We start from the raw sequence: 19,884 nt of genomic DNA, 5'->3' as shown, positions 1-19,884 counted from the left end.
CTGGCACCGACGTGCCGGGCGGCCCCTGAAGTATCCCCTCGAATTTTCCGCCAAAAATGCCAACAAAATGAGGGAATTGTCAGGGGCGGCCCGGCAAGCGATCATGACACTGCATCCGACCAGGCGGAGGGCGGGGAAGGAGTCCTCCCGTTCGCCCTCCCCATGTTCACGGTCGAACCCGGCCGCGGCGACCTCGGATCACATCGGCGTGCGGAACATGATCTGTGCGGAGCAGAGGAGCTGGGTCACCGCCTCCGCCTGCGCGTCGCTGGCGGCCGCCGCGGTGAGCGTCGGCGCGAGCGCCTCGATCCCCGCCGCGAACTTCGTGTAGGCCTCGACGATGCCGTCCAGCTTGGCGTCGAGGCTCGCTGACGCGCTCGCGCCGGCGTGCGCCTCGGCGTCGAGGTAGGCCGAGAGCGCGGCCTTCAGGTCGGCGTCGAGCTGCGCGTTGAGGTCGACCGTGGCATCGAGGACCGCCCGCAGCGCCGCCTTGGCGTCGGCGGTGGTGCCCACCAGGAGGCCGAGCGCACCGTCGGCCTCAGGCTGCGCCTCGCCAGAGAGGCTCGTGACGAAGTCGGTGCGCGCCGTCATGATCGCGTCCATGCTGGCTGCTGCGGCCACGTCCACCTGCAGCTTGGCGCCTGCGTCCGCGATCGCGTCGACGGTGGCCTGCGCCGCGCCGCTCAGCTTGACGATCTCCGTGGTCGCCTGCGCGGTCGCGCGCGCCTCCAGCTGTGCGGCGGCGTGGGCGCAGGCGAAGAGGACCACCTCCACGTCCGCGGACGCGTCGAGCGCAGCGCTGAGCTCGGCGCGGAAGGTCATGCTGGCCGCTGCCTGCGCCTGGGCGCGCACATCGGCGGTGGCTCCTGCGGCGTCCAGCGCGGCGTCGACCTCCGCGAGGAACTGAGCGGTCGCCTCACCGGCGGGGACCTCGCTATCCAGCGCCGCGTTCAGGGTCTGGGCGGCCTCCAGCTCCGCGCTGGCGAGCGCGTCGGCGTCGATGTTCGCGCCCGCGGCTGCGAGCGCGCGCAGCTCCGCGTGGTGCGCTCCCAGGGTCGCCCCGGCGATCGCCTTCACGACCGCCTTGGTCTCAGCGCCGGCCGACGCCGCGGCCGCGACCGCGGCGGCGAGCTCCGCGTCGACGAGCGCGCGCACGTCCGTCGCCACGGTGGCGTCCACCGCGACGCTGGCGGCGAGATCGATGAGCACGAGCGCCTCGACCGAGCTCTCGGTCGAGATCGGCGCCGCGACGGCGATCTCGCCCGCGGCGCTCCCTGCCGCATCGAGGAACGCGGAGCCGATCACCCGGCCCGAGCCGTCGAGGGCCTGCACGATGAGCGGCTTTGCGTCCACCGGGACCTCCGCGGAGAAGGCCCCCTCCGCGTCGATCGTGGTCTCTGCCAGCGACTCGAGTGCTCCGCTCTCGAGCAGATGAGAGACGCGGACCGTCTTCGTGTTCGCGACGGTGCTCTCGCCGGCGAGGCTGTGGTCGTGAGACCCAGAGCCCTCGTCGGTCACGTGTCCGTTGATGATCGCGAGCGCGCCGTCCCCGGTCTGCGGATCGCCGTCCGAGGACGAGCCACCGGAACCGGAAGAACATCCAAAGGCCATCGAGACGCCAATCACCAAGGCCAACACGCTGCACTTCGAAGAGATGGTTCTCATGCTCACTCCTGTGTTTGCGGTGTACGCTCCGCGCCGCTGGACCATGTCGTTCGGACGAGCCGACGACCCTCCCTGCGACGCGATCACGACGTGATCACGAGGCGATTTGCGGAGGTGGTCGCCGGCCGGTGCCGACAGGAATCAGGTTTCGCGCTGCGCGCCTGCTGTCCTGACCTACAAGCAGGCTGCGTGCCGTCGGCGCTCCGCGCCTGGCCGGCGGGGAAGGCACCGCAGGCCCGCGCGTCTTCGGCATGGAATCAACGGTTCTGAAGGTGCGAATCGACCGGGTGTCGCGAGCGCGAAGGGGTGTAGGTTGCTGGGGACAGCCAGCAGCGCTGCAGGCTGTCGCAAGCAGCGGCCGTCAACTTCCGTTCCGGATTCGACGTCCATGTAAGTGCGTTGATGTCGATCTGCGCATGCTCGGACGAACGCGGCCACCTCGGTCCTCGACAAGGCCGGTACCCTCGAGCTCACGACCTACACGCGTCTGGAAGGCGCCTTCTGGGGCAATCTGTTTGCCCCCTCTCCTTACCTGAACGCCTGCTACGACGAGGCCGATCGCAGCTATGTACGGTCGCTCATGCGGGAGTGCGCGGCCGGTCACCTCACCAGCGGCGGGGCCGTCCAGCCATGCGGGATGATCAGCATCCGCGGGTCGTGCGCCTCCTGCTGCCAGACGCTCAACACGAACGGCATGTACTACCCGAGCTGCGTCAACGACCTCACAGGCAGCCAGGAGTGGACCTCCCGTGTGATCACCGTCTTTCTTCCCTAGCGCGCCGCGGCTTCAGCTCGTGCGCCATTCAGTCCCTGGTTCCGCGTCCACGGGGCCGGGCAGCTCGGCACTCCCTAACCTGCGATCAGCGACGAACCAGAGCGACGCGACTCCAGCACCGCGCTACCTCGCCGGCCCGCCGGCGGCCGGCACCAGCGCCAGCACCCGGGCGGGCGCGCCGCTGCCGCGCGCGAGCGGCAGCGGCGCGACCACCACGATCGCCCCCGCCTCGGGGAGCTGCTCCAGGTTGGCCAGGTTCTCGATGTGGTAGCCGCCCGCGCCGAGGAACGCCTTGTGCTGATCGAACGTCTGGCTCGGTCCCGGATCGGTCGACAGCGTGTCGATGCCCACGCACCGCACGCCGCGCTCGCTCAGGTAGCGGCTCGCCTCCACGGAGACCCCGGGAAAGTGCATCACGCCCTTCGCGTCCTGGTTCAGGAACTTCGCCGCCTCGGACCAGCGGGCCCCCCACCCTGTCCGGATCAGCACGATGTGCCTCGCGCCGAGCGCCCCGTGCCGCGCCTCCCAGCCCCGGAGATCGTCCACGGTGACCTGGTGGTCGGGGCTCGCCGCGACCTTCGCCGTCACGTCCACGACCGCCGCCGGCCCCACGAGCTGCTCCGGCGCGATCTGCTCGACCGTCCGCGTCCCGACCTTGAAGTGCGCCGGCGCGTCCACGTGCGTGCCCGCGTGCTCGTCCATCGAGAACCGGTTGAGGTAGTACGAGTCCTTCTCGACGGTCCTGAGCGTCTCCGATGCATACGGCTTGCCGCCAGGATACAGCGGCATCTCCGGCGTGATCGGGTGCGTCAGATCGACCACCCGCGCCGTGGCGATGTCGAGGACCGCGGGCGCGGCCTGCGGCGCGGACGGCGCCGCCCCCTCCGCCTGCGCCGCGGACGGCGGCGCCGCGGCGGGCGGCGACGCCGCAGCGGGCGCGCACGCCGAGAGGGCGAGCGCCGCCGGGCACAGCGCGTACGCCGCGGCCCGCCTGACGCCCGCATGAAGGAAGCTGACCACGCCGGTTCCCTGCGCCTTTTGCATGGCGCACATGTCGCCACAAGCCCGCTGCCGCCGCAAGGTGGATGGCCGGGCCCTCGCGCCGGGCCGGCTCAGACCTCGTGCAGCTTCACCCGGCGTCGCAGGTAGTTGATCAGGTCGATGCGGGTGACCAGCCCGACGAACTCGTCACCATCGGTCACGATCGGCACGAGCCCCGCGTCGAACATCGGGAGGAGATCCCGGATCGGCGTCCGCACGTCGACCGTCCGGAGCCGCGTCGTCATCGCAGACTCGACCGACTGGCGGAAGCGCGTCACGTCGTCGACAGCCGCGAGGAGGAGGTCGGACTCGTCAAGAATGCCGATGATCTTGCCGTCCTCCAGGACGGGCAGCTGCGACACGTCGTAGAGCTTCATCCTCGCATAGGCCACGAGGAGCGCGTCCGATCGCTGCACCGTGACCACCGCCCTGTCGGCGTGGCGGCGGGTGATCACGTCGCGCAGATCCCCTGTCGGCGCGCGATCGGTGAAGCCCTGATCGGCCATCCAGAAATCGTTGTACATCTTCGACAGGTACTTGTTGCCGCTGTCGCAGACGAGGGTGCAGACGCGCTTCGGCGACGACTGCTCGCGGCAGTAGCGCAGGGCCGCCGCGAGCAGCGTCCCGGACGACGAGCCGGCGAGGATGCCCGTCCTGGAGAGGAGCAGCCGCGCCGTCTCCAGGCTCTCCCTGTCGGAGATCGTGTAAGCGTGCTTGACATGGGTGAGGTCGAGGATCGGGGGGAGGAAGTCCTCCCCGATGCCCTCCACGAGCCACGAGCCCGCCTTGCCGAGCTTGCCGGTCTTGACGTAGCCGGCCAGCACCGAGCCCTCCGGATCGGCGAGCACCATCTCACAGCGCGGCTGCGCCCTGGCGAAGTAGCGCGAGAGCCCGGTCATGGTGCCGCCGGAGCCGACGCCGCACACCATCGCGTCGATCCTTCGATCGAGCTGCGCGTCGATCTCGGGGCCGGTCCCTGTCTCGTGGGCGAGCGCGTTCGCCGGGTTCTCGAACTGGTTCACGTAGAACGCGCCCTCCTCGCGCGCGATGCGGGCCGCCAGGTCCTGGTAATAGCTCGGGTGGCCCTTCTCGACGTCGGAGCGCGTCATCACCACCTGCGCGCCGAGCGCCTTCAGGTGGAACACCTTCTCCTGGCTCATCTTGTCCGGGATCACGAGCGTGAGCCGGTAGCCCTTCTGCGCCGCGACGAGCGCCAAGCCGAGCCCTGTGTTGCCCGCCGTGGCCTCGACCACATGGCGCCGCTCGCCCCCGAGCTGGCCAGCGCGCTCGGCCGCCTCGATCATCGACAGGCCGATGCGATCCTTGATGCTGCCGCCCGGGTTCTGGCTCTCCATCTTGAGGAAGAGCTCGCACGGGCCGGCGTCGAGCTGAGTCACATGGATCATCGGGGTATGCCCGATGAGAGCGACGATGTTCTCTGCAGGCGCAGGGGTCGGCATGGGCATTGGCATGACAGCTCAACGGTCACACGACGCGCACCGCCTGTCGAGGTGCTGTCGGCCATGACGCGCGCGTCACGCGCGTCGCGCAGGGTTGCCGCGGACGGCCGACCGCTGAACGGAGGCGGCTTGTGCGGTGTCTGCAGCGTCCGGGCCGCACGCTGCCACGCTCAGGGCGCGCTCAGGTGGGCCGGACCGCCTTCTGGAACGCCGCCAGGCCGCGCGCGTTCAGCACCTCGTCCCGGCGGAGGCCGCCTCGCCGCGCGGTCCCCACGCCGAACCGCAGGTTGTGGAGCGCGGTCGTCGAGTGTGCGTCCGTCGAGATCACGAAGCGGATACCGCGCTTGCGCGCCTCCTTGATCCACCGGGGCTCCATGTCGAGGCGGTACGGGTCCCCGTTCACCTCGATGGCGGCCCTCGACTCGGCCACGGCGTCGAGCACCTCCTCGACGCGGCACGCGAACGGCTCGCGCCGCTGGATGAGCCGGCCGAGCGCGTGTCCCCAGATCTTGAAGACCGGCAGCCGCATGGCGCTGACGAGCCTGCGCGTCATCTGGTCGGCGTCCATCTTCATGCGCGAGTGGATGCTCGCGATGATCACGTCGAGCTGCTCCAGGATCGCGTCCGGATAATCGAGCTTCCCCGATTCGAGGATATCCGACTCGGTGCCTCGGAGGAGCTTGACGCTCACGCGCTCCTGGACGCGGGCGATCTCGTCCCACTGCTTCTTCAGCCGGTCGAGGCCGACGCCGTTCGCGTAATGGGCGGCGGGCGAGTGATCGGTGATGGTGAGGTATTTCATCCCCATCGCCTCGGCCTCCAGGGCCATCTCCTCGACCGTGTTCTTGCCGTCCGAGTACACCGTGTGGCAGTGCACCATCCCCTGGATATCGCCCTCCTCGACGAGCTCCCCCTCGCGGCCCGCCCGCGCGGCGCGCTCCACGGCAGCGATGATGTCCTCCGCGCTCTCGCGGAGCTCGGGCGCGATGTACGGGACGCCGATGTGCTCGTAGAGATCCTCTTCCTTCTTCACGGAGAGGCGTTTCTTGCCCCGCGAGAGCCCTCTCTCGTCGAGCGTGAGCCCCAGCTCGCGCGCGAGCGAGCCGAGCGCCGAGAGGTAGTCGGGCGCCCCCGTCCGGTGGTGAAGCGCAGCGGCGTAGTCCCGGGGCGGCACGCAGAGGAGCTCGCCGCGCAGGCCTCCCGAGAGCCTTACCCTGCAACGCGCGTCGCCGCGCTCCTCGACCTCGGCGACCTGCGGGGACCGGACGAAACAATCGATCACCTGCGCGGGGTCGTCGGCCGCGGCCACGAGGTCGATGGCAGCCACCGTCTCTTCCCAGCGCCGGATCGAGCCCGCGAGATCGGCCCGCTCGGTCGCGTCGCACCCGCGCACGTGGGCGAGCAGCGGCTCGGCCGCCTCGAGCGCGTCGACGAGGAGGACGCGCTCGTCGCGCGCCTCGTAGCGGGCGATGCCCTCGAGCAGGCTCGCCTCGGTCTTCGCCCCGAAGCCCTTCACCGCCCGGACCTTCCCGGCGAGACAGGCCCTCTTCAGCTCCTCCACGCTGCCGATGCCGAGCGCCTCGTGCAGCGCCTTCATCCGCTTGAGGCTCATGCCCGGCACCTTGGCGAGCTCCAGCACGCCGCTGGGCAGCTCGGCGCGGAGCTCCTCGAGCTGCCCGGAGCGCCCCGTCTGGTAGAGCTCGGCGATCTGGGCTGCGAGCGCCGGGCCGATGCCCTTGATGCCGGTGAGCTTCTTGCCCCTGACGAGCGCGCCGAGGTCGTCCGTGAGCTGCTCCAGCGCCTCGGCCCCCGTCTCGTAAGCGCGCGCTCTGAACGGGTTCTCCCCCTTGATCTGGAGGAGCGTGCCCGTCTCGCGGAGGGCGCGGGCGATGTCGAGCTTGTCGAGCATGGGTGACGGCAACTCTAGCACTCGCGGGCCGCCGGAGTTCATGCCGCGAGGCCCCGTGCAGCGGGGCAGTTTGCCACAGCGTCACCGGCGGAGACCTCGGCGGTCGCGCCCGGCCGGGAGCATCGAAGTACACGGATTTGCGATGAAATTTTCAAGCAGCCGTCGCGTCGCCGCCGATCGCCTCGGGGTCGCGGATCCGGCCGAGGTCGGCCACGGCCCCGACGTCTACGACGCGCGCTCGGGGGACCTGGGCTTCGGCGCGCTCGGCGCCCTCGCGTACGAGCCGGCCACGGGCTTCCTGCTCGCGACGCCCGACAACGCGTTTGCGCGCCAGCGCATCTGGTCGTTCTGGCCCGATCACGGCGAGCGGCGGATGCAGCTCGTGCGGGAGCAACGGCTGCCCCTGAGGGCGGATCGCGGCGCCGGCGCTGCTCAGGGCTGTCCCCGCATTTCCTCTCCTATTTATTTCGCTGGTTTCTTGGCGTCATTGCGGCTCGCTCCCCGGCCCGACCTCCCGCAGTCGCGATAGGCTTCGACCCTTGACAGGGAGTATCCCATCGAGTTTGCTCCTCGCTCGCCTCCGAGGCGGCCCGCGGGGGGACACGTCGGGGGGCGAGAACGACGCGAGGAGGGGATCACCATGGTCTACGTGCCGCCCAACCAAGAGGGCTCCAAGGTTTCGTTCAAGTCGCGCTATGGCAACTACATCGGCGGTGAGTGGGTCGCCCCGGTGAAGGGGGAGCATTTCGAGGACATCTCCCCCGTGACCGGCCGGCCCTTCTGCGAGATCCCGCGCTCCTTCGCCGAGGATATCGACAAGGCGCTCGACGCCGCGCACGCCGCGCGCGCCGCCTGGGGTCGAACCTCGCCGGCCGAGCGCGCGAGCATCCTGAACAAGATCGCCGACCGGATGGAGCAGAACCTAGAGAAGCTCGCGGTCGCCGAGACCTGGGAGAACGGCAAACCCGTGCGCGAGACGCTCGCCGCCGACCTGCCGCTCGCCATCGATCATTTCCGCTATTTCGCGAGCTGCATCCGTGGCGCCGAGGGCACGCTCGGCCAGCTCGACGACACCACCGTCGCCTACCATTTCTCCGAGCCGCTCGGCGTTGTCGGGCAGATCATCCCCTGGAACTTCCCGCTGCTCATGGCCGCATGGAAGCTCGCGCCCGCGCTCGCCGCCGGCAACTGTGTGGTGCTCAAGCCCGCCGAGCAGACACCGGCCACGATCCTGCTCTGGGCCGAGCTCGTCGGCGATCTCCTCCCGCCGGGCGTGGTGAACATCGTGAACGGCTTCGGCTTCGAAGCCGGCAAACCCCTCGCGTCGAGCCCGCGCATCGCGAAGGTCGCCTTCACCGGCGAGACCACGACGGGCCGGCTCATCATGCAATATGCCTCCGAGAACCTCATCCCGGTCACGCTGGAGCTCGGCGGCAAGTCGCCGAACGTCTTCTTCGAGGACGTCTTCGCGGAGAACGACGATTTCGCCGACAAGGTGCTCGAAGGGTTCGCCATGTTCGCCCTGAACCAGGGCGAGGTCTGCACCTGCCCCTCGCGCGCGCTCGTGAGCGAGAAGATCTACGGCCAGTTCCTCGAGCGCGCCGTGGAGCGGACGAGGAGGATCAAGCAGGGCGACCCGCTCGATCCGGCGACGATGATCGGCGCGCAGGCCTCGAATGATCAGCTCGAGAAGATCCTTTCCTACATCGACATCGGCAAGAAGGAGGGCGCGAAGTGTCTGATCGGCGGCGAGCGCGTCCGGCTCGGCGGCGATCTCGACCATGGGTATTACGTCGCGCCGACGATCTTCGAGGGCACGAACCGGATGCGCGTCTTCCAGGAGGAGATATTCGGTCCGGTCGTGAGCGTGACGAAGTTCAAGGACGAGGAGGAGGCGCTGTCGATCGCGAACGACACGCTGTACGGCCTCGGGGCGGGCGTGTGGACCCGCGACATCAACCGGGCGTATCGCATGGGCCGCGCGATCCAGGCGGGCCGCGTGTGGACGAACTGCTACCACCTCTATCCGGCCCACGCGGCGTTCGGCGGGTACAAGCAGTCGGGCATCGGGCGCGAGACGCACAAGATGATGCTCTCGCATTACCAGCAGACGAAGAACCTGCTCGTCAGCTACAGCCCGAAGGCGCTGGGGTTCTTCTGATGGAAGCCCCGGCTCCGCCGCGCGTCGTGGCCACGGAGGCGGCCGCCGCCCTCATCCGGCGGCTCGCCGCGCGCCACGGCCCGCTGATGTTCCACCAGTCGGGGGGCTGCTGCGACGGCAGCGCCCCGATGTGTTATCCGCGTGGCGAGTTCAAGGTCGGCGAGCGGGACGTGCTGCTCGGCGAGATCGAGGGTTGCCCCGTGTACATCGGCGGCGCGCAGTTCGAGCTGTGGAAACACACGCAGCTCGTGATCGACGCCGTCCCGGGCCGCGGGACCGGCTTCTCGATCGAGTCGCCGGAGGGGATGCGCTTCCTCACGCGCTCCAACGTCTTCGGCGGAGACGAGCTCTGCGCGCTTGACGCCGTCGGCGTCAAGCGCGGTCCGCAAGGCTGAGCGCGGCATCACGCGCGAACAGCGCACGGAGCCGCCCCGCGAGAGGCGAAGGCACTCTCTCTATCGCCAAGGGCTGTACTGGTACCACTGCATCCCCACGTCAGCGCGCGCTGGCCGCCACCTTTGCCGGCGTCACGCCGAGGACGCGGCGCATGCACCTCGCCATGTGGCTCTGGTGCGCGAACCCGGCCTCGATCGCCACCTGGCTGGCGGGCAGATCTCCGCGCAGGAGCAGCGCCTTCGCGCGCTCCACCCGGCGCTGGATCACGTACTCGTGCACCGGCACGCCGGTCGACCGCTTGAACAGCGTCTTGAGGTGAGACGCGCTGACCCCGGCGACGCCGGCCAGCCGATCGAGCGACAGGTCGTGATCGAGGTGCTCCTCGATGTACGCCGTCACGCGCCGTAGCTGCGGCGCAGACAGCCCTCGCCGCAGGCGGCCCGGCGCCTTGTAACGGCCGAGGAGGTGCGCGGCGAGCGCGACGCCGAGGCTCTCCCTGTAGAGAAGCCCGGTCGGATCGCCGGCCCTGCGCTCGGCGTCGAGCGCCCAGGCGATGTGCTCGATCTGCGGGTCCCTGATCTGGTGGCGCGGCTCCAGGCCGGCTTTGTCGGGATCGAGCCCCATGTCCGCTGCGACCCGGCGCAGCAGCGAAGGGGACAGCGCCAGGATGAGCGAGGTGCCCGCGTCGTCCTCCTGCCAGACGTCCGAGGCTCCGGCGGGGATCAGGTCCACGTCGCCGCGCGTGTAGACGAACCGATCGGCGCGGCAGGCCCCGCGCACCGGCGCGCCCGCATGGATCTTCACCCGATGATCCTGCGAGGCCTCGAGCGCGATCACGCCTGGCTGGGTCGAGTGAACGCCGACATGTACCCCGACGTACGGGCGCGGCGCACCCACGGACGGCTCCAGTCGGATGGGAGCTCGGGTCGGTCCGATGACCTGCATCCCGGCCAGTATCCACCGGCGCCGAGCGGCGCGCCACAGGGCGGCTCCGCGCTCGCCGCCGTCCGAACGTGCTCTCCGGGCGTCCGATCGTGCGCGACGGCCCGGGTCGCAGGCCCCCACCTTGGCGGCCACGAAGGCGCGCCCGTCATCGGCAGACGGGCTGCAAACGAAGGAGCTCACATGCGTGAAGTCACGGTCATCGGTCTGGGTCTCATGGGCACCGCGCTCGCTCGGGAATTGCTCCGCAGCGGCTCTCGCGTCACCGTCTGGAACCGCTCGATCGCGAAGGCCGCGCCGCTCGTCGCGGAGGGAGCGGTGCTGGCCCCGAGCGCGGCCGCAGCGGCGCAGGCGAGCGGGATCGTGATCACCTGCATCACCGACTACCGCGCGACGTACGGCGTGCTGGAGGGGCGCGACGTGATCTCCTCCCTCGCCGGCAAGGCGCTCGTCCAGCTCAGCACGGGCAGCCCCGAGGACGCGCGTACCCTCGAAGCGTGGGCGCAGCAGCGCGGCATCGACTACCTCGACGGCGCCATCCTGGCCACCCCGAGCCAGATGGGGAAGCCGGAGAGCAGCATCCTCGTCTCGGGCTCGGGCTCGGCGTACGAGAAGAGCAAGCCGCTGCTCGAGAGCACGGCCGGGACCGTGAGCTACCTCGGGGAGAAGGTCGGCTGGGCGGCGGCCATGGACCTGGCGTTCCTGTCGCACCTGTTCGCGGGGCTCCTCGGCTTCTACCACGGCGCCCGCATCTGCGAGGCCGAAGGGCTCCGCGTGGCCGACTTCGGGGCCATGGCCGCCGTCGTCGCTCCGGCCATCGGTGGGATGGTCAAGCACGACGCGGACTCCATCCAGTCCGGAGCGTACGAGGCCTCGGAGGCCACGCTGGAGATCTGCGCGCAGGCCGTCGAGCTCATCCAGCGGCACGCGCGGGAAGCGAGGATCAACGCCGAGCTCCCGGCGTTCGCCGCGGCGCTCTTCAGGAAGGGAGTCGCCGCGGGCCACGGGGCGGAGTCGCCAGCCGCGCTCATCAAGGTGTTTCGCGAGAGCGCTTGAGGGCTCACGGCCCTGGCAGGTCGCGCGCGCACATCGCCGATACATAGTAGTGGCGTCCGTTGGTCTCGTACGGGGCGCGGTAGGTCGTCGTCTGCCGGTATCCGGCGGCGACGAAGCTCCCGCCGTGCGTGACGCGCAGGGCAGCGTGGTTGTCCAGGCGGGAGCAATCGGCGCACGGCACGAGCGGGCGGTCGTCGTCGGCGGCGTCGCGCGTGATCTTGTAGGCCTCGCCGGCGAGATCGAGCTGACCCCAGCGCCCCGCTCCCCTGGGAAAGGAGCCGACGGGCGCGAGATCGTCCGTGGTGCAGTGGATGAGGCTCCACGGGGGAAACGCGTCCTCGCAGGGCAGCGACGTCGAGCCTTCGCCCTGGCAGCAGTAGGCTGCGTCTTCGGAGGTGATGGGAGAAGAGCCCCACGGATACAGCCGTTGCTCGTCGCCGCCGGCGGCCGCGTAGTTCATCTCGGCCTGGGTCGGCAGGCGCCCGCCGTCCCACGCGCAGAACGCGAACAGCTCGAGCCACGTCGCGCACACGATGGGTTTGTCCTCGTTCGCGGCCGGAACGTCGGTCCACGTCGGCCAGCCGTAAGGATCGCAGACGAGCGCCCGCTTCATCGCGGCCGTTGTCGCCGGGAGCATCGTGTTCCAGGCCGGATCCCACCCGCTGTCCGGGATCTTCGGGTGCGCTCCTGCGCCGGCCGGCGGCGGGCTCGCCTGCGTCGGGCCGCCGGTCTCTTCCAGGTAGCGGCGAAACCGCCCGACCGTGACCATGTACTTGTCGAGGTGGAAGCTGCTCACGCTCGCCGGATACCGCGGGTCGTTGAGCCGGTTGAACGTCCCGCCGGGCACGAGCAGGCTGGCGCAGCAGTCGTCATCATGGCCGAGGCCGCAGCGGTCGTCGGCGCCGGGCGTGCCGCCCGCGCAGCTCGGCGGAGACGCCGACGCGCGGGCGCGCCCAGCCCCGGTCTGAACGGAAGCCTCCGCGTCCTGCCCCGCTGCGCCGCCGCTGTACGCGTGGCTGGATCCCAGGATCACCGCGAGGGTGCAGAGGCCGAGGAGGACCGAAGTCGGCTGTCGAGGTGGTCGTGTCGCCATTTGAGCGGTTAGGTGCGAGCGCCGCCGCTTCGGTTGTGCGACATGGCGTCGCGGCGCGGGCGGTTCCCTCTCCTCGCTCCGAGGATTGCAGAGCTCGGACAGCACGGAATTTCCGCTCACCCCCTGCCCACGGCCGGCGGCATCCACGTCTCCCCCGTCTCGCAGTCCACGTGCCGGAGCGCCACGCGCTTGCGATCGATCTCGACCACGCCGAAGACGATCGGGAGCATGAATCGGCGCGGCCCGATGGATCCCGGGTTGAACGCCGTCAGGCCACGATCGCGGCCCATGAAGGGAACATGGGAGTGCCCGCACAGGACCAGCGACGCGCCCACCTCGGCTGCCAAGCGGATCACTTCGGCTCGGAGCTTGCCGCCGTAGAGGGCGATGTGGAGGAGCAGGGCGGTGAGCACCGTCTCGTCCCCGTCGCGGATGTCGAGCGCGATGGAGTCGGGGATGTCAGGCGCATGGACATCGATGTTGCCGCGCACCGCGGAGAGCGGCGCGATGCTCCGGAGCCCATCGAGGACCGTGAGCGCGCCGATGTCGCCGGCATGGACGATGTGATCGGGCGTGAGCGCGGCGATCCGCCGGGCGCTGTCGGCGTGCGGGTGGCTGTGGGTGTCGGCCACCGCGACGAGGCGCAGGGACCCATCGCGGAGCTGGATTGCCTCTCGGCGGTGCACGCGCTTGGCCATGCGCGGGTTTGTAGTCGTGAAGGCCGCGCCCGACCATCCCGTCACGCAGCACCGGGGGAGCGCTCCCGTCAGCCCGCGTACTCCGGCAGGGAAATTGCTTGGGCCGCGTCGCGGACCGGCCGCAGCATCTGCCGGATGATGCTCTGCCGCCACGGCACGTGGGGCAGCGCGCGCATGAGCAGGATCTGCAGCCAGATCAAGGCCCGGTGGCCCTGCGTCATGTGCTTGGCGGCGCTGCGGCCGAGCTCCTGGTTCCGCTCCACGTAGCCGCGCATCTGCGCCTCGTAGCGGGCGAAAGCGACGCCGTGATCGCCGCCGCTCGCGGCCAGCTCGCCGGCGAGCACGCAGGCGCCGACCAGCGCCGGGCTCGTGCCCTGCCCCGAGGCCGGCGAGGGGCAGTAGCCGGCGTCGCCGAGGAGCACCACGCGCCCTGCCGACCAGCGGTCCATGTCGATCTGGATCATGCGATCGAAATAGAAAATGGCGGCGATCGTGAGGCGCGCTCGTACCCGCCCATCTCTCGCTGCACGCCCCTCGAGCAAACGACGGGACGCACCCATCTCCCGCTGGCCCCTCTCCAACAAAAAGACGGGTCGCCCCCGTCTCCCGCTGGACATGCCTCCAAAAAAAGATGAGTCGCACTCGTCTCCCGCTGGACGTGCCTCCAAAAAAAGATGAGTCGCACTCGTCTCCCGCTGGACGTGCCTCCAAAAAAAGATGAGTCCACTCGTCTCCCGCTGGACGTGCCTCCAAAAAAAGATGAGTCGCACTCGTCTCCCGCTGGACGTGCCTCCAAAAAAAGATGAGTCGCACTCGTCTCCCGCTGGACGTGCCTCCAAAAAAAGATGAGTCCACTCGTCTCCCGCTGGACGTGCCTCCAAAAAAAGATGAGTCGCACTCGTCTCCCGCTGGACGTGCCTCCAAAAAAAAGATGAGTCCACTCGTCTCCCGCTGGGCGTGTCGGGAAAGACCGAGATCGATCTCTCGGACGCCACCGGCCAGTTCTTGACCGCCGAGTGGCGCGGCGACGTCGACGGCTGGTGCACCGGCGCCACGATCAAGGACGTTCGCGTCGGCAACGCCGACGGGCAGTTCGGCTCGGATATCGTGTGCAACGAAACCAACGGCACGCTGAACGTGGCGAAGGTGCGGATGGAGTGATCGCTCGATCCCCTGTCCGGCCAGTCACGGCGCCTCGCCGCCAGGGTTGAAGTCAGCGCATGACGGGCACTTGGACGCCGCGCAAGCCAGCTCGGGGCACGACGTCGGGCAGCTCGGGTCGTCCGGGTCGCATTTGATGAGCTGCCAAGTCAAGGAGCTCATATCCTTTGGATCTGCTGGGCACACGGCGACGTCGAACGCATGCGACGCCACCATGGTGAGCGTGTGGCAGCCCGCCGTCACGGAGGACGAGCCCAAGAACCAGCGCCTCACGAAGGGGCGCTGCCCTTCAGCCATCGTGCCCGCCTCGATGGCCTCGAACGGGTATTCTCGGTCCCAGTAGGGCCGCCCGGCTGAATTGCGCGTGCCGTAATCGAGGTAGAGCGCGATCTCGACATCCACGCTGTTGTCCTCGGAGAGCACGGCAGCGCCGAAGTCCAGGAAGACGTCTTCCTTATGAATGTAGACGACCTGCAGCTGGCTGGGAGATGCCGCAGACGCGATCAGGTACGGCGCCGTCTGCGGAGGCGTCTCGTGATCGGGCTGCGAGAGGAGGAGGCAGCCCGACGCGAGCAGCGCGAGAGCCGTCAGCGCGGCCGAGGAGAGGGCGCGCGCCACCGACGCCGCAGCGCCCATGGGTGGACCGAAGGACGGGACAGACATGGTAAGATGATCAACAGGTTACCAGGACCATTCTACAAGGGGGGCGGGCCGCCTCGGTACGCGGAACCTTGCGGCATCACCTCCCAGCGTGGCCACGGAGGAACCTGGCCGACGCGGAACCAGCTAGTTGCACCCCAGCCGGCACACCATGGCCGCCGTGTAGGAGCACCCGTGGTCGCCCCACAGCGACGAGCTCGGCCCCGTGCACCGGAACGCGCACCCCCGCCCGTCCGCGGTCGCCTCGGCCGTCAGCCGGTATCCCTCGGCGTTGCAGCTCCCCGTCGAGGACAGGCAGCTCGCCAGCTGCGGCTCGCACTGCTCGACCACGTAGCCGGCCGGGCACGTCCAGTCCGCGCTCGCCCGCGCGTAGTCCGGCGACCGCCCCGTCTCGGTCGCGATCGGCTCATGCTTCGAGAAGGTCGGCATCCCCGTCGTGACCTGGAGCGGCACCACGACGGCCCGCTCGCGCGGCACCACCGGGGCGGACGCGTCCTTCGGCTGCACGACGAACGTGTCCCGCCGCGTCTGCCGCTCGCAGCCGGCCGTCGCGCCCTCCGGCGTCCACGAGAACGTGAGCTCCGCGCTCCCGTGCGCGGGCACCTCGACCGTGCGCTCGCCGTGGGTCACCCGGACATCGACCTGCGCCCTGTTCGTGATGAGCGCCTGCGCCGTCCCCGCGGCGCCGTACGGCACCACGCCCAGGTCGACCGGCAGCGGCGCGATCTCCGGCTCGGCGAGCGAGAAGCGGCACACGTCCGCCACCGGATAGATCGCGTACGCGAGCGGCACCGCCTTCTTGACCTCCATCCGAAGCGCGCCGAACGCCTGCCCGCCTCCCTTCGCGCCCGCGACCGGCGCGCCCTCGACGCCCTCGATGGCCAGCTCCCCGACCGAGGTCATCGTCACCCGGCGGTCCCCCGCCTCGATCCGGGCCTTGAACAGGCCGAGCGCCGTGCCGTGCGCCTCGCCGGCCGTCACGTCCGTCTCGTAGGCGACCATCGCGCCGCGCTTCACGGCCCCGATGAAGTGCGTCGCGCGACCGCAGGCGCAGCCGCCGCCCGCCGCCGGCACCACGCTCTCGGTCGGCTCGAAGAACTGCGGATCCTCGTCCGCGACAAGCGCCATCGCGACCAGCCGCAGCCGGCGCCGGTCGAGCGTCCCTCCGGCGCTGAAGTACGCCGGCAGATCGACGTCGGCGCCGACGAGGACCGAGTCGACGGCGATGCCCACGTAGCGGAAGTCGATCGCGCGCTCGCCCGGCGCGGGTGCGGGTGCCCCCGGCGCCGCCGCGGCCGCGGGCGCCGCCGTGATCGCGGCCACCGTCTGCGCTGCGGGCGCTGCCGTCGCCACGGGCCCTCCCGCCACCGCGGGCGCTGCCGGCTCCGCCTTGGGACGGGCGCAAGCAAGGCCGACCGGCGAGAACGCGCCCGCCGCGCTCCGCGACAGCCCGCGGCCCGGCACCATCGCGCTCGACGTGTCGAGGAGGTAGTCGTGCCGCACGTCGCTGAACGCCCGCGCGGCCGCGAGCAGCGCCCCGGCCTGAGAGCAGCCGCTCTCCTTGCAGGCCGGCAACGCCGCCGCGCCGGCCGGCTTGCGCGGCGGCGGGACCGGCACCTCCGGCGGCCCAGGGCAGCCGAGCGCGGAGGCCAGCGCCCCGAGGAGGAGCCCGCCCGCACGCAGCGGCGCGGCGCGGCGCCGACGAGCGCGATCTGCTCCGCTCACGGCCATGCGATCGTCATCCACCGGACGCGCCCCGAGCCGCTCACCGCGTCGTCCGCAAAGAACAGCGAGGCGCCGGACCGCCCCGCGAACGCCGGCGACACGTCCTGCGACGCGCCGCCGGTCAGCCACGCCAGCGGCTTGAGCGAGGGCGCCGACACGTCGCCGGGCGCCAGCGTGAAGGCGTTCAGCTCCACCGAGTCCCCCGGGGCCGACGCGAGCACGCCGCGGCAGACCTTGTCGCACGCGAGCGCGAGCGACGACACCGCCGCGCCGTCCGGGCCGCTCACCACGACGGGCGGGCCCTGCACCGCTCCGCTGCCGTCGATCCGCACGAACCGCGCGCGCCCGCCGGCCGCCGCGCCCCCGCCGGACTCGTCGGCCGGCTCGTCGATCCAGCCGACGAAGAGCCCGCCTTCGAGCGGCGCGAGCACCGGGCTGCGCGAGTGCTCCGAGGATGCATGGAGGCGCGACTCGTCGCCGATCCGCTGCAGCGTCTTCGTGTCGAGCCGCGCGAGGAAGATGTCGCCGCCGGGCTCGTCGCCCTGGCCAGCCGCGCCGGCCGCAGCCGCGCCGCCGCCCGCAGCCGCGCCGCCACCCGCAGCCGCGCCGGCCCTGCCGCTCGCAGCCGCGCCGGCCCCGCCGCCCTGGCCAGCCGCGCTGCCGCCCGCGGCCGCGCCGCCTCCCGCCGCCGGGGCGCCGCTCGGGGCCGCTCCGCCGGCCGGGCGCGCGTCCGACCACACGAGCCACGCCTCCTGGCCGCGCACCGCGATCTGCACCTCGGCCGCGTCGAGCGGCGCGTTCGTGATGCGCCGGTCCGGCGCCGTCCGGTTCAGCGCGCGGTCCACCCGCGCCGCATACACCTCGGCGTTGCCGTCGCGCGTGTCGATCCACGCGACGATGAAGCCCCCCGCGCCGTCGTAGGCGATCGCCACGTCGGACGCCTCGCTCGCGGCGCCGCCCTGCTTCTTCCGCGGCGCCGTGGTGAGCTTCTTCTGCGCGACCTTCGCGCCCGTCGCGTCGACCTTGGTCAGGTAGACCTGCGTCTCGCCCCGCTCGCGCGCGACCCACGCGATCACGCTCTCGCCCTGCGCCGCGCCCTTGCCCTTCGCGTCGGCCGGGAGCGGCGGCGCCGCCGCGATCGCGACGCCGCCGAGCGACGACGCCTTCTGCGAGAGGACGTTCAGCTTGCCGAGGCCGCCCGGAGACGCGGCGCGCACCGCGAGCGTCGCGGAGACATCCTGCCCGCGGGGCGCGGCGTCCGACGCGCCCTCGACGAAGTACGTGACCCACGCCGAGAGCGCCGCGCCGCCGTCGAGCGGGGCCGCCGCGACCTTGGCGATGGGGTCGCCCTCGGCGAGGGCGCGCACCGCGGTCGCGCGCGGCGGCGGGTCCTTGTCCTCCCGGAACGCGGGCGCGCGCCACGCGCTCTCGCGCGCCGGGAGCGACACCAGCGCGAGCGCCGCCCGCGCGCCCGCCGCGCCGCCAGGCTGCGGGCCGGGCGCGGCGCTCGCCAGCGTCGCGCACGCGCCCGCGTGGCACGTCAGCCCGCGCACGAGGTACGGCACGCCGTCCGTCGCCGCGAACGGCGCGGCGCGCACCGGCTCTGCCGCCCGCACCGAGAGATCCGGGCCGAAGCGCACGAACATCGGCCAGACCGGCGGCGCGGCCGCCCCGTCGCGCGCCATCTTGAGCGTGGCGGGCGCGAGCGTCACCGCGGCGAAGCCGTCGCCGTCGGCCGCGAGGTCGGGCGGCCCGCTCGCGCTGAAGACGAGCGCCGCCCGCTCCGCGCCGAGCGTCCCGTCCGGGCCGACCGACGCGAGGTGGATGAGGCGCCCCGGCCCGCGCGCCCCTGCGCCCCCGACGTCGCCGCCGCGGGCGCGCAGCAGGTCCTCCCACGCGAGCAGCGCCCGTCCGCCTCCGCCCTGGGAGGGAGCGACGAGCGACACCAGCGCCTGCTCGCCGGACGGCGGCGTCGCCTGCCGCGGCGCCACCGCCACCTTGCCGCCCGGCTCGATCGCCGCGAGGTAGACGGCGCTGTCGATGTCCCGCTCGTCGGTCCAGGTGAGCAGGTAACGCCCACCGACGAAGGCGATCTCGACATCGATCTGCGCGGTCGGCTCGGGGCTGACGACCGCCGGCGAAGACACCTTCCCGGCGGCATCGATCTCCACGAGCGCGACGGGTCCGAGCTTCGCGTCCTCTGCGGCGTCCTCCGCCGCCGCCTTGCGCGCGGGCTTGCCCTCGCCCCGGCCGCGCGGCGCGGCCGGCGGGAGCACGAGGGCGACCGCCGCGCCCCGCTCGGTGGCGACCGCGTGCCACCCGAGCACCTCGCGCGCGACCGACGCGGGCGCCGTCGGCTTGATCGCGGCGCCCTTGCCCTGCGCCACGACCGTCATGACCACATCGACGCGGTCGACATCGGAGTGGGCAACGTCGGCGCGGGCCGCGTCGCCCTGGGCCTCGCGCGGCATCTCCCACAGCACGAGCGCGCCCTGCGCGTTCGGGAGCACGTCGAGCCACGAGATCTCCTCGGCCGTCTGCGCGACGAGGCTCGCCGGGGCGCTCGGCTTGCCGGCGGGGTCGAGCGCGAGCACGCGCACCGCGCGGCTCCCGTCGATCTGCTCGATCCACGCGGCGAGGTAGCCCTGCGGCGTGGCGCGCAGCGCGGCGACGGGCACGTCGGCGGCCACCGGCCCCGCGTCGACGGCGTCCCCGCGCGGCGCGCCGTCCACGCCGAGGGCGCGCGTCCTCCAGCGCCCGCCCGCGGCGTAGAGCAGCAGCGCCTCGTCGCCGCGCCGGGCGAAGTAGGACGTCGTGTCCTCGTCGTCGAGCTCCGCGATCACCCGGGCCGGCAGGAGCGGCGGCCCTTCCGGCGCCTTCGGCTGCGCGGGCGGCGTCTTCACGACCCGCGGCGCGCGCGCGACGGGGGCCGGCGCCGCGCCGGAGCACCCGAGCGAGAGGGCGAGGGCGGCGCCGAGCAGCGCCGGCACGCGGCGCCCGAGCGCGGGGCCGGTCGGGCGGCGCGCGTCGCGCCGCGAGCCGCGTTGAACCCAGGGGAGAGCGCTGCGGACGAGCATGGCGGCGACCATGCCAGAAGCGAAGAGCCCCCGCTACAGGGCGCCGCGCAAGCGGAGCGCTCGCC

17 protein-coding genes are annotated in these 19,884 nt (G+C 71.7%); 6 read left to right on the top strand and 11 right to left on the bottom strand.

Annotated features, from left to right (window positions below; translation table 11 throughout):
- Positions 1-198: 198 nt before the first annotated feature.
- Positions 199-1,665: a hypothetical protein gene (locus WMF14_RS47170; RefSeq protein ID WP_437797336.1), complete on the bottom strand. Its 1,467-nt coding sequence runs from the start codon at positions 1,663-1,665 to the stop codon at positions 199-201.
- Positions 1,666-2,245: 580 nt separating this feature from the next.
- Between WMF14_RS47170 and WMF14_RS47165 the strand changes: the two genes are divergently transcribed.
- On the top strand, positions 2,246-2,440 hold the full coding sequence (locus WMF14_RS47165; protein ID WP_437797334.1) for a hypothetical protein: 195 nt from the start codon (positions 2,246-2,248) through the stop codon (positions 2,438-2,440).
- 123 nt (positions 2,441-2,563) lie between these two features.
- Here WMF14_RS47165 and WMF14_RS47160 read toward each other — a convergent pair whose 3' ends face one another.
- The 3 genes from WMF14_RS47160 to polX all read right to left on the bottom strand — a co-directional run bounded on the left by WMF14_RS47160 (position 2,564) and on the right by polX (position 6,850).
- Positions 2,564-3,484: a cyclase family protein gene (locus WMF14_RS47160; protein ID WP_437797332.1), complete on the bottom strand. Its 921-nt coding sequence runs from the start codon at positions 3,482-3,484 to the stop codon at positions 2,564-2,566.
- A gap of 68 nt (positions 3,485-3,552) precedes the next feature.
- Positions 3,553-4,947 carry a pyridoxal-phosphate dependent enzyme gene (locus WMF14_RS47155; protein ID WP_373372210.1) on the bottom strand — a complete coding sequence of 465 codons (1,395 nt, stop codon included), beginning with the start codon at positions 4,945-4,947 and terminating at the stop codon, positions 3,553-3,555.
- Between the two features lie 175 nt (positions 4,948-5,122).
- Positions 5,123-6,850: a DNA polymerase/3'-5' exonuclease PolX gene (gene polX / locus WMF14_RS47150; protein WP_437797330.1), complete on the bottom strand. Its 1,728-nt coding sequence runs from the start codon at positions 6,848-6,850 to the stop codon at positions 5,123-5,125.
- Positions 6,851-6,992: 142 nt separating this feature from the next.
- Between polX and WMF14_RS47145 the strand changes: the two genes are divergently transcribed.
- From WMF14_RS47145 to WMF14_RS47135, 3 genes are all read left to right on the top strand, one after another.
- Positions 6,993-7,379, top strand: a complete 387-nt coding sequence (locus tag WMF14_RS47145) for a hypothetical protein (protein WP_437797328.1) — start codon at positions 6,993-6,995, stop codon at positions 7,377-7,379.
- Positions 7,380-7,490: 111 nt separating this feature from the next.
- The gene (adh, locus tag WMF14_RS47140) at positions 7,491-9,011 is read left to right on the top strand and encodes an aldehyde dehydrogenase (RefSeq protein WP_437797326.1); all 1,521 of its coding nucleotides are present in this window, start codon (positions 7,491-7,493) and stop codon (positions 9,009-9,011) included.
- On the top strand, positions 9,011-9,406 hold the full coding sequence (locus tag WMF14_RS47135; RefSeq protein ID WP_437797324.1) for a DUF779 domain-containing protein: 396 nt from the start codon (positions 9,011-9,013) through the stop codon (positions 9,404-9,406). The genes adh and WMF14_RS47135 overlap by 1 nt, the downstream gene beginning before the upstream one ends.
- A 100-nt stretch (positions 9,407-9,506) precedes the next feature.
- Here the strand turns inward: WMF14_RS47135 and WMF14_RS47130 are convergent, their stop codons facing one another.
- Positions 9,507-10,211 (bottom strand): helix-turn-helix domain-containing protein, encoded by a 705-nt coding sequence (locus WMF14_RS47130; RefSeq protein WP_437797323.1) that lies wholly within the window; start codon positions 10,209-10,211, stop codon positions 9,507-9,509.
- A gap of 321 nt (positions 10,212-10,532) precedes the next feature.
- On the opposite strand from WMF14_RS47130, the gene WMF14_RS47125 reads away from it, so the two are divergent.
- The gene (locus WMF14_RS47125; protein ID WP_437797321.1) at positions 10,533-11,405 is read left to right on the top strand and encodes an NAD(P)-dependent oxidoreductase; all 873 of its coding nucleotides are present in this window, start codon (positions 10,533-10,535) and stop codon (positions 11,403-11,405) included.
- Between the two features lie 4 nt (positions 11,406-11,409).
- On the opposite strand, the gene WMF14_RS47120 is transcribed toward WMF14_RS47125, so the two are convergent.
- The 3 genes from WMF14_RS47120 to WMF14_RS47110 all read right to left on the bottom strand — a co-directional run bounded on the left by WMF14_RS47120 (position 11,410) and on the right by WMF14_RS47110 (position 13,660).
- Positions 11,410-12,498, bottom strand: coding sequence for a formylglycine-generating enzyme family protein (locus WMF14_RS47120; RefSeq protein ID WP_437797319.1), 1,089 nt, complete (start codon positions 12,496-12,498; stop codon positions 11,410-11,412).
- A 116-nt stretch (positions 12,499-12,614) separates the two neighbouring features.
- Positions 12,615-13,196, bottom strand: a complete 582-nt coding sequence (locus WMF14_RS47115) for a metallophosphoesterase family protein (protein ID WP_272096473.1) — start codon at positions 13,194-13,196, stop codon at positions 12,615-12,617.
- A gap of 68 nt (positions 13,197-13,264) precedes the next feature.
- The gene (locus WMF14_RS47110; protein ID WP_437797316.1) at positions 13,265-13,660 is read right to left on the bottom strand and encodes a hypothetical protein; all 396 of its coding nucleotides are present in this window, start codon (positions 13,658-13,660) and stop codon (positions 13,265-13,267) included.
- Positions 13,661-14,153: 493 nt separating this feature from the next.
- Between WMF14_RS47110 and WMF14_RS47105 the strand changes: the two genes are divergently transcribed.
- Entirely contained in the window at positions 14,154-14,357 is a 204-nt protein-coding gene (locus tag WMF14_RS47105) for a hypothetical protein (protein ID WP_437797315.1), read from the top strand.
- A 24-nt stretch (positions 14,358-14,381) separates the two neighbouring features.
- On the opposite strand, the gene WMF14_RS47100 is transcribed toward WMF14_RS47105, so the two are convergent.
- The 3 genes from WMF14_RS47100 to WMF14_RS47090 all read right to left on the bottom strand — a co-directional run bounded on the left by WMF14_RS47100 (position 14,382) and on the right by WMF14_RS47090 (position 19,831).
- Entirely contained in the window at positions 14,382-15,020 is a 639-nt protein-coding gene (locus WMF14_RS47100; protein WP_437797313.1) for a hypothetical protein, read from the bottom strand.
- A 123-nt stretch (positions 15,021-15,143) separates the two neighbouring features.
- Positions 15,144-16,742 carry a hypothetical protein gene (locus tag WMF14_RS47095; protein WP_437797311.1) on the bottom strand — a complete coding sequence of 533 codons (1,599 nt, stop codon included), beginning with the start codon at positions 16,740-16,742 and terminating at the stop codon, positions 15,144-15,146.
- On the bottom strand, positions 16,739-19,831 hold the full coding sequence (locus WMF14_RS47090; RefSeq protein ID WP_437797309.1) for a hypothetical protein: 3,093 nt from the start codon (positions 19,829-19,831) through the stop codon (positions 16,739-16,741). The genes WMF14_RS47095 and WMF14_RS47090 overlap by 4 nt, the downstream gene beginning before the upstream one ends.
- Positions 19,832-19,884 lie beyond the last annotated feature (53 nt).

It is taken from the genome of Sorangium sp. So ce693, assembly GCF_051521375.1.
In the GTDB taxonomy this organism is placed as follows: Bacteria; Myxococcota_A; Polyangia; order Polyangiales; family Polyangiaceae; genus Sorangium; species Sorangium atrum.
This window is presented reverse-complemented; position numbering and strand designations above follow the sequence as displayed.

What these genes read in the sequence shown, in the direction of transcription:
- WMF14_RS47120 (WP_437797319.1), bottom strand. Translation starts at nt 12,498, where the DNA reads ATGGCGACACGACCACCTCGACAGCCGACTTCGGTCCTCCTCGGCCTC.
- WMF14_RS47145 (WP_437797328.1), top strand. Translation starts at nt 6,993, where the DNA reads ATGAAATTTTCAAGCAGCCGTCGCGTCGCCGCCGATCGCCTCGGGGTC.
- WMF14_RS47170 (WP_437797336.1), bottom strand. Translation starts at nt 1,665, where the DNA reads ATGAGAACCATCTCTTCGAAGTGCAGCGTGTTGGCCTTGGTGATTGGC.
- WMF14_RS47135 (WP_437797324.1), top strand. Translation starts at nt 9,011, where the DNA reads ATGGAAGCCCCGGCTCCGCCGCGCGTCGTGGCCACGGAGGCGGCCGCC.
- adh (WP_437797326.1), top strand. Translation starts at nt 7,491, where the DNA reads ATGGTCTACGTGCCGCCCAACCAAGAGGGCTCCAAGGTTTCGTTCAAG.
- WMF14_RS47155 (WP_373372210.1), bottom strand. Translation starts at nt 4,947, where the DNA reads ATGCCCATGCCGACCCCTGCGCCTGCAGAGAACATCGTCGCTCTCATC.
- WMF14_RS47100 (WP_437797313.1), bottom strand. Translation starts at nt 15,020, where the DNA reads ATGTCTGTCCCGTCCTTCGGTCCACCCATGGGCGCTGCGGCGTCGGTG.
- WMF14_RS47165 (WP_437797334.1), top strand. Translation starts at nt 2,246, where the DNA reads ATGCGGGAGTGCGCGGCCGGTCACCTCACCAGCGGCGGGGCCGTCCAG.
- polX (WP_437797330.1), bottom strand. Translation starts at nt 6,850, where the DNA reads ATGCTCGACAAGCTCGACATCGCCCGCGCCCTCCGCGAGACGGGCACG.
- WMF14_RS47160 (WP_437797332.1), bottom strand. Translation starts at nt 3,484, where the DNA reads ATGCAAAAGGCGCAGGGAACCGGCGTGGTCAGCTTCCTTCATGCGGGC.
- WMF14_RS47125 (WP_437797321.1), top strand. Translation starts at nt 10,533, where the DNA reads ATGCGTGAAGTCACGGTCATCGGTCTGGGTCTCATGGGCACCGCGCTC.
- WMF14_RS47090 (WP_437797309.1), bottom strand. Translation starts at nt 19,831, where the DNA reads ATGGTCGCCGCCATGCTCGTCCGCAGCGCTCTCCCCTGGGTTCAACGC.
- WMF14_RS47115 (WP_272096473.1), bottom strand. Translation starts at nt 13,196, where the DNA reads ATGGCCAAGCGCGTGCACCGCCGAGAGGCAATCCAGCTCCGCGATGGG.
- WMF14_RS47110 (WP_437797316.1), bottom strand. Translation starts at nt 13,660, where the DNA reads ATGATCCAGATCGACATGGACCGCTGGTCGGCAGGGCGCGTGGTGCTC.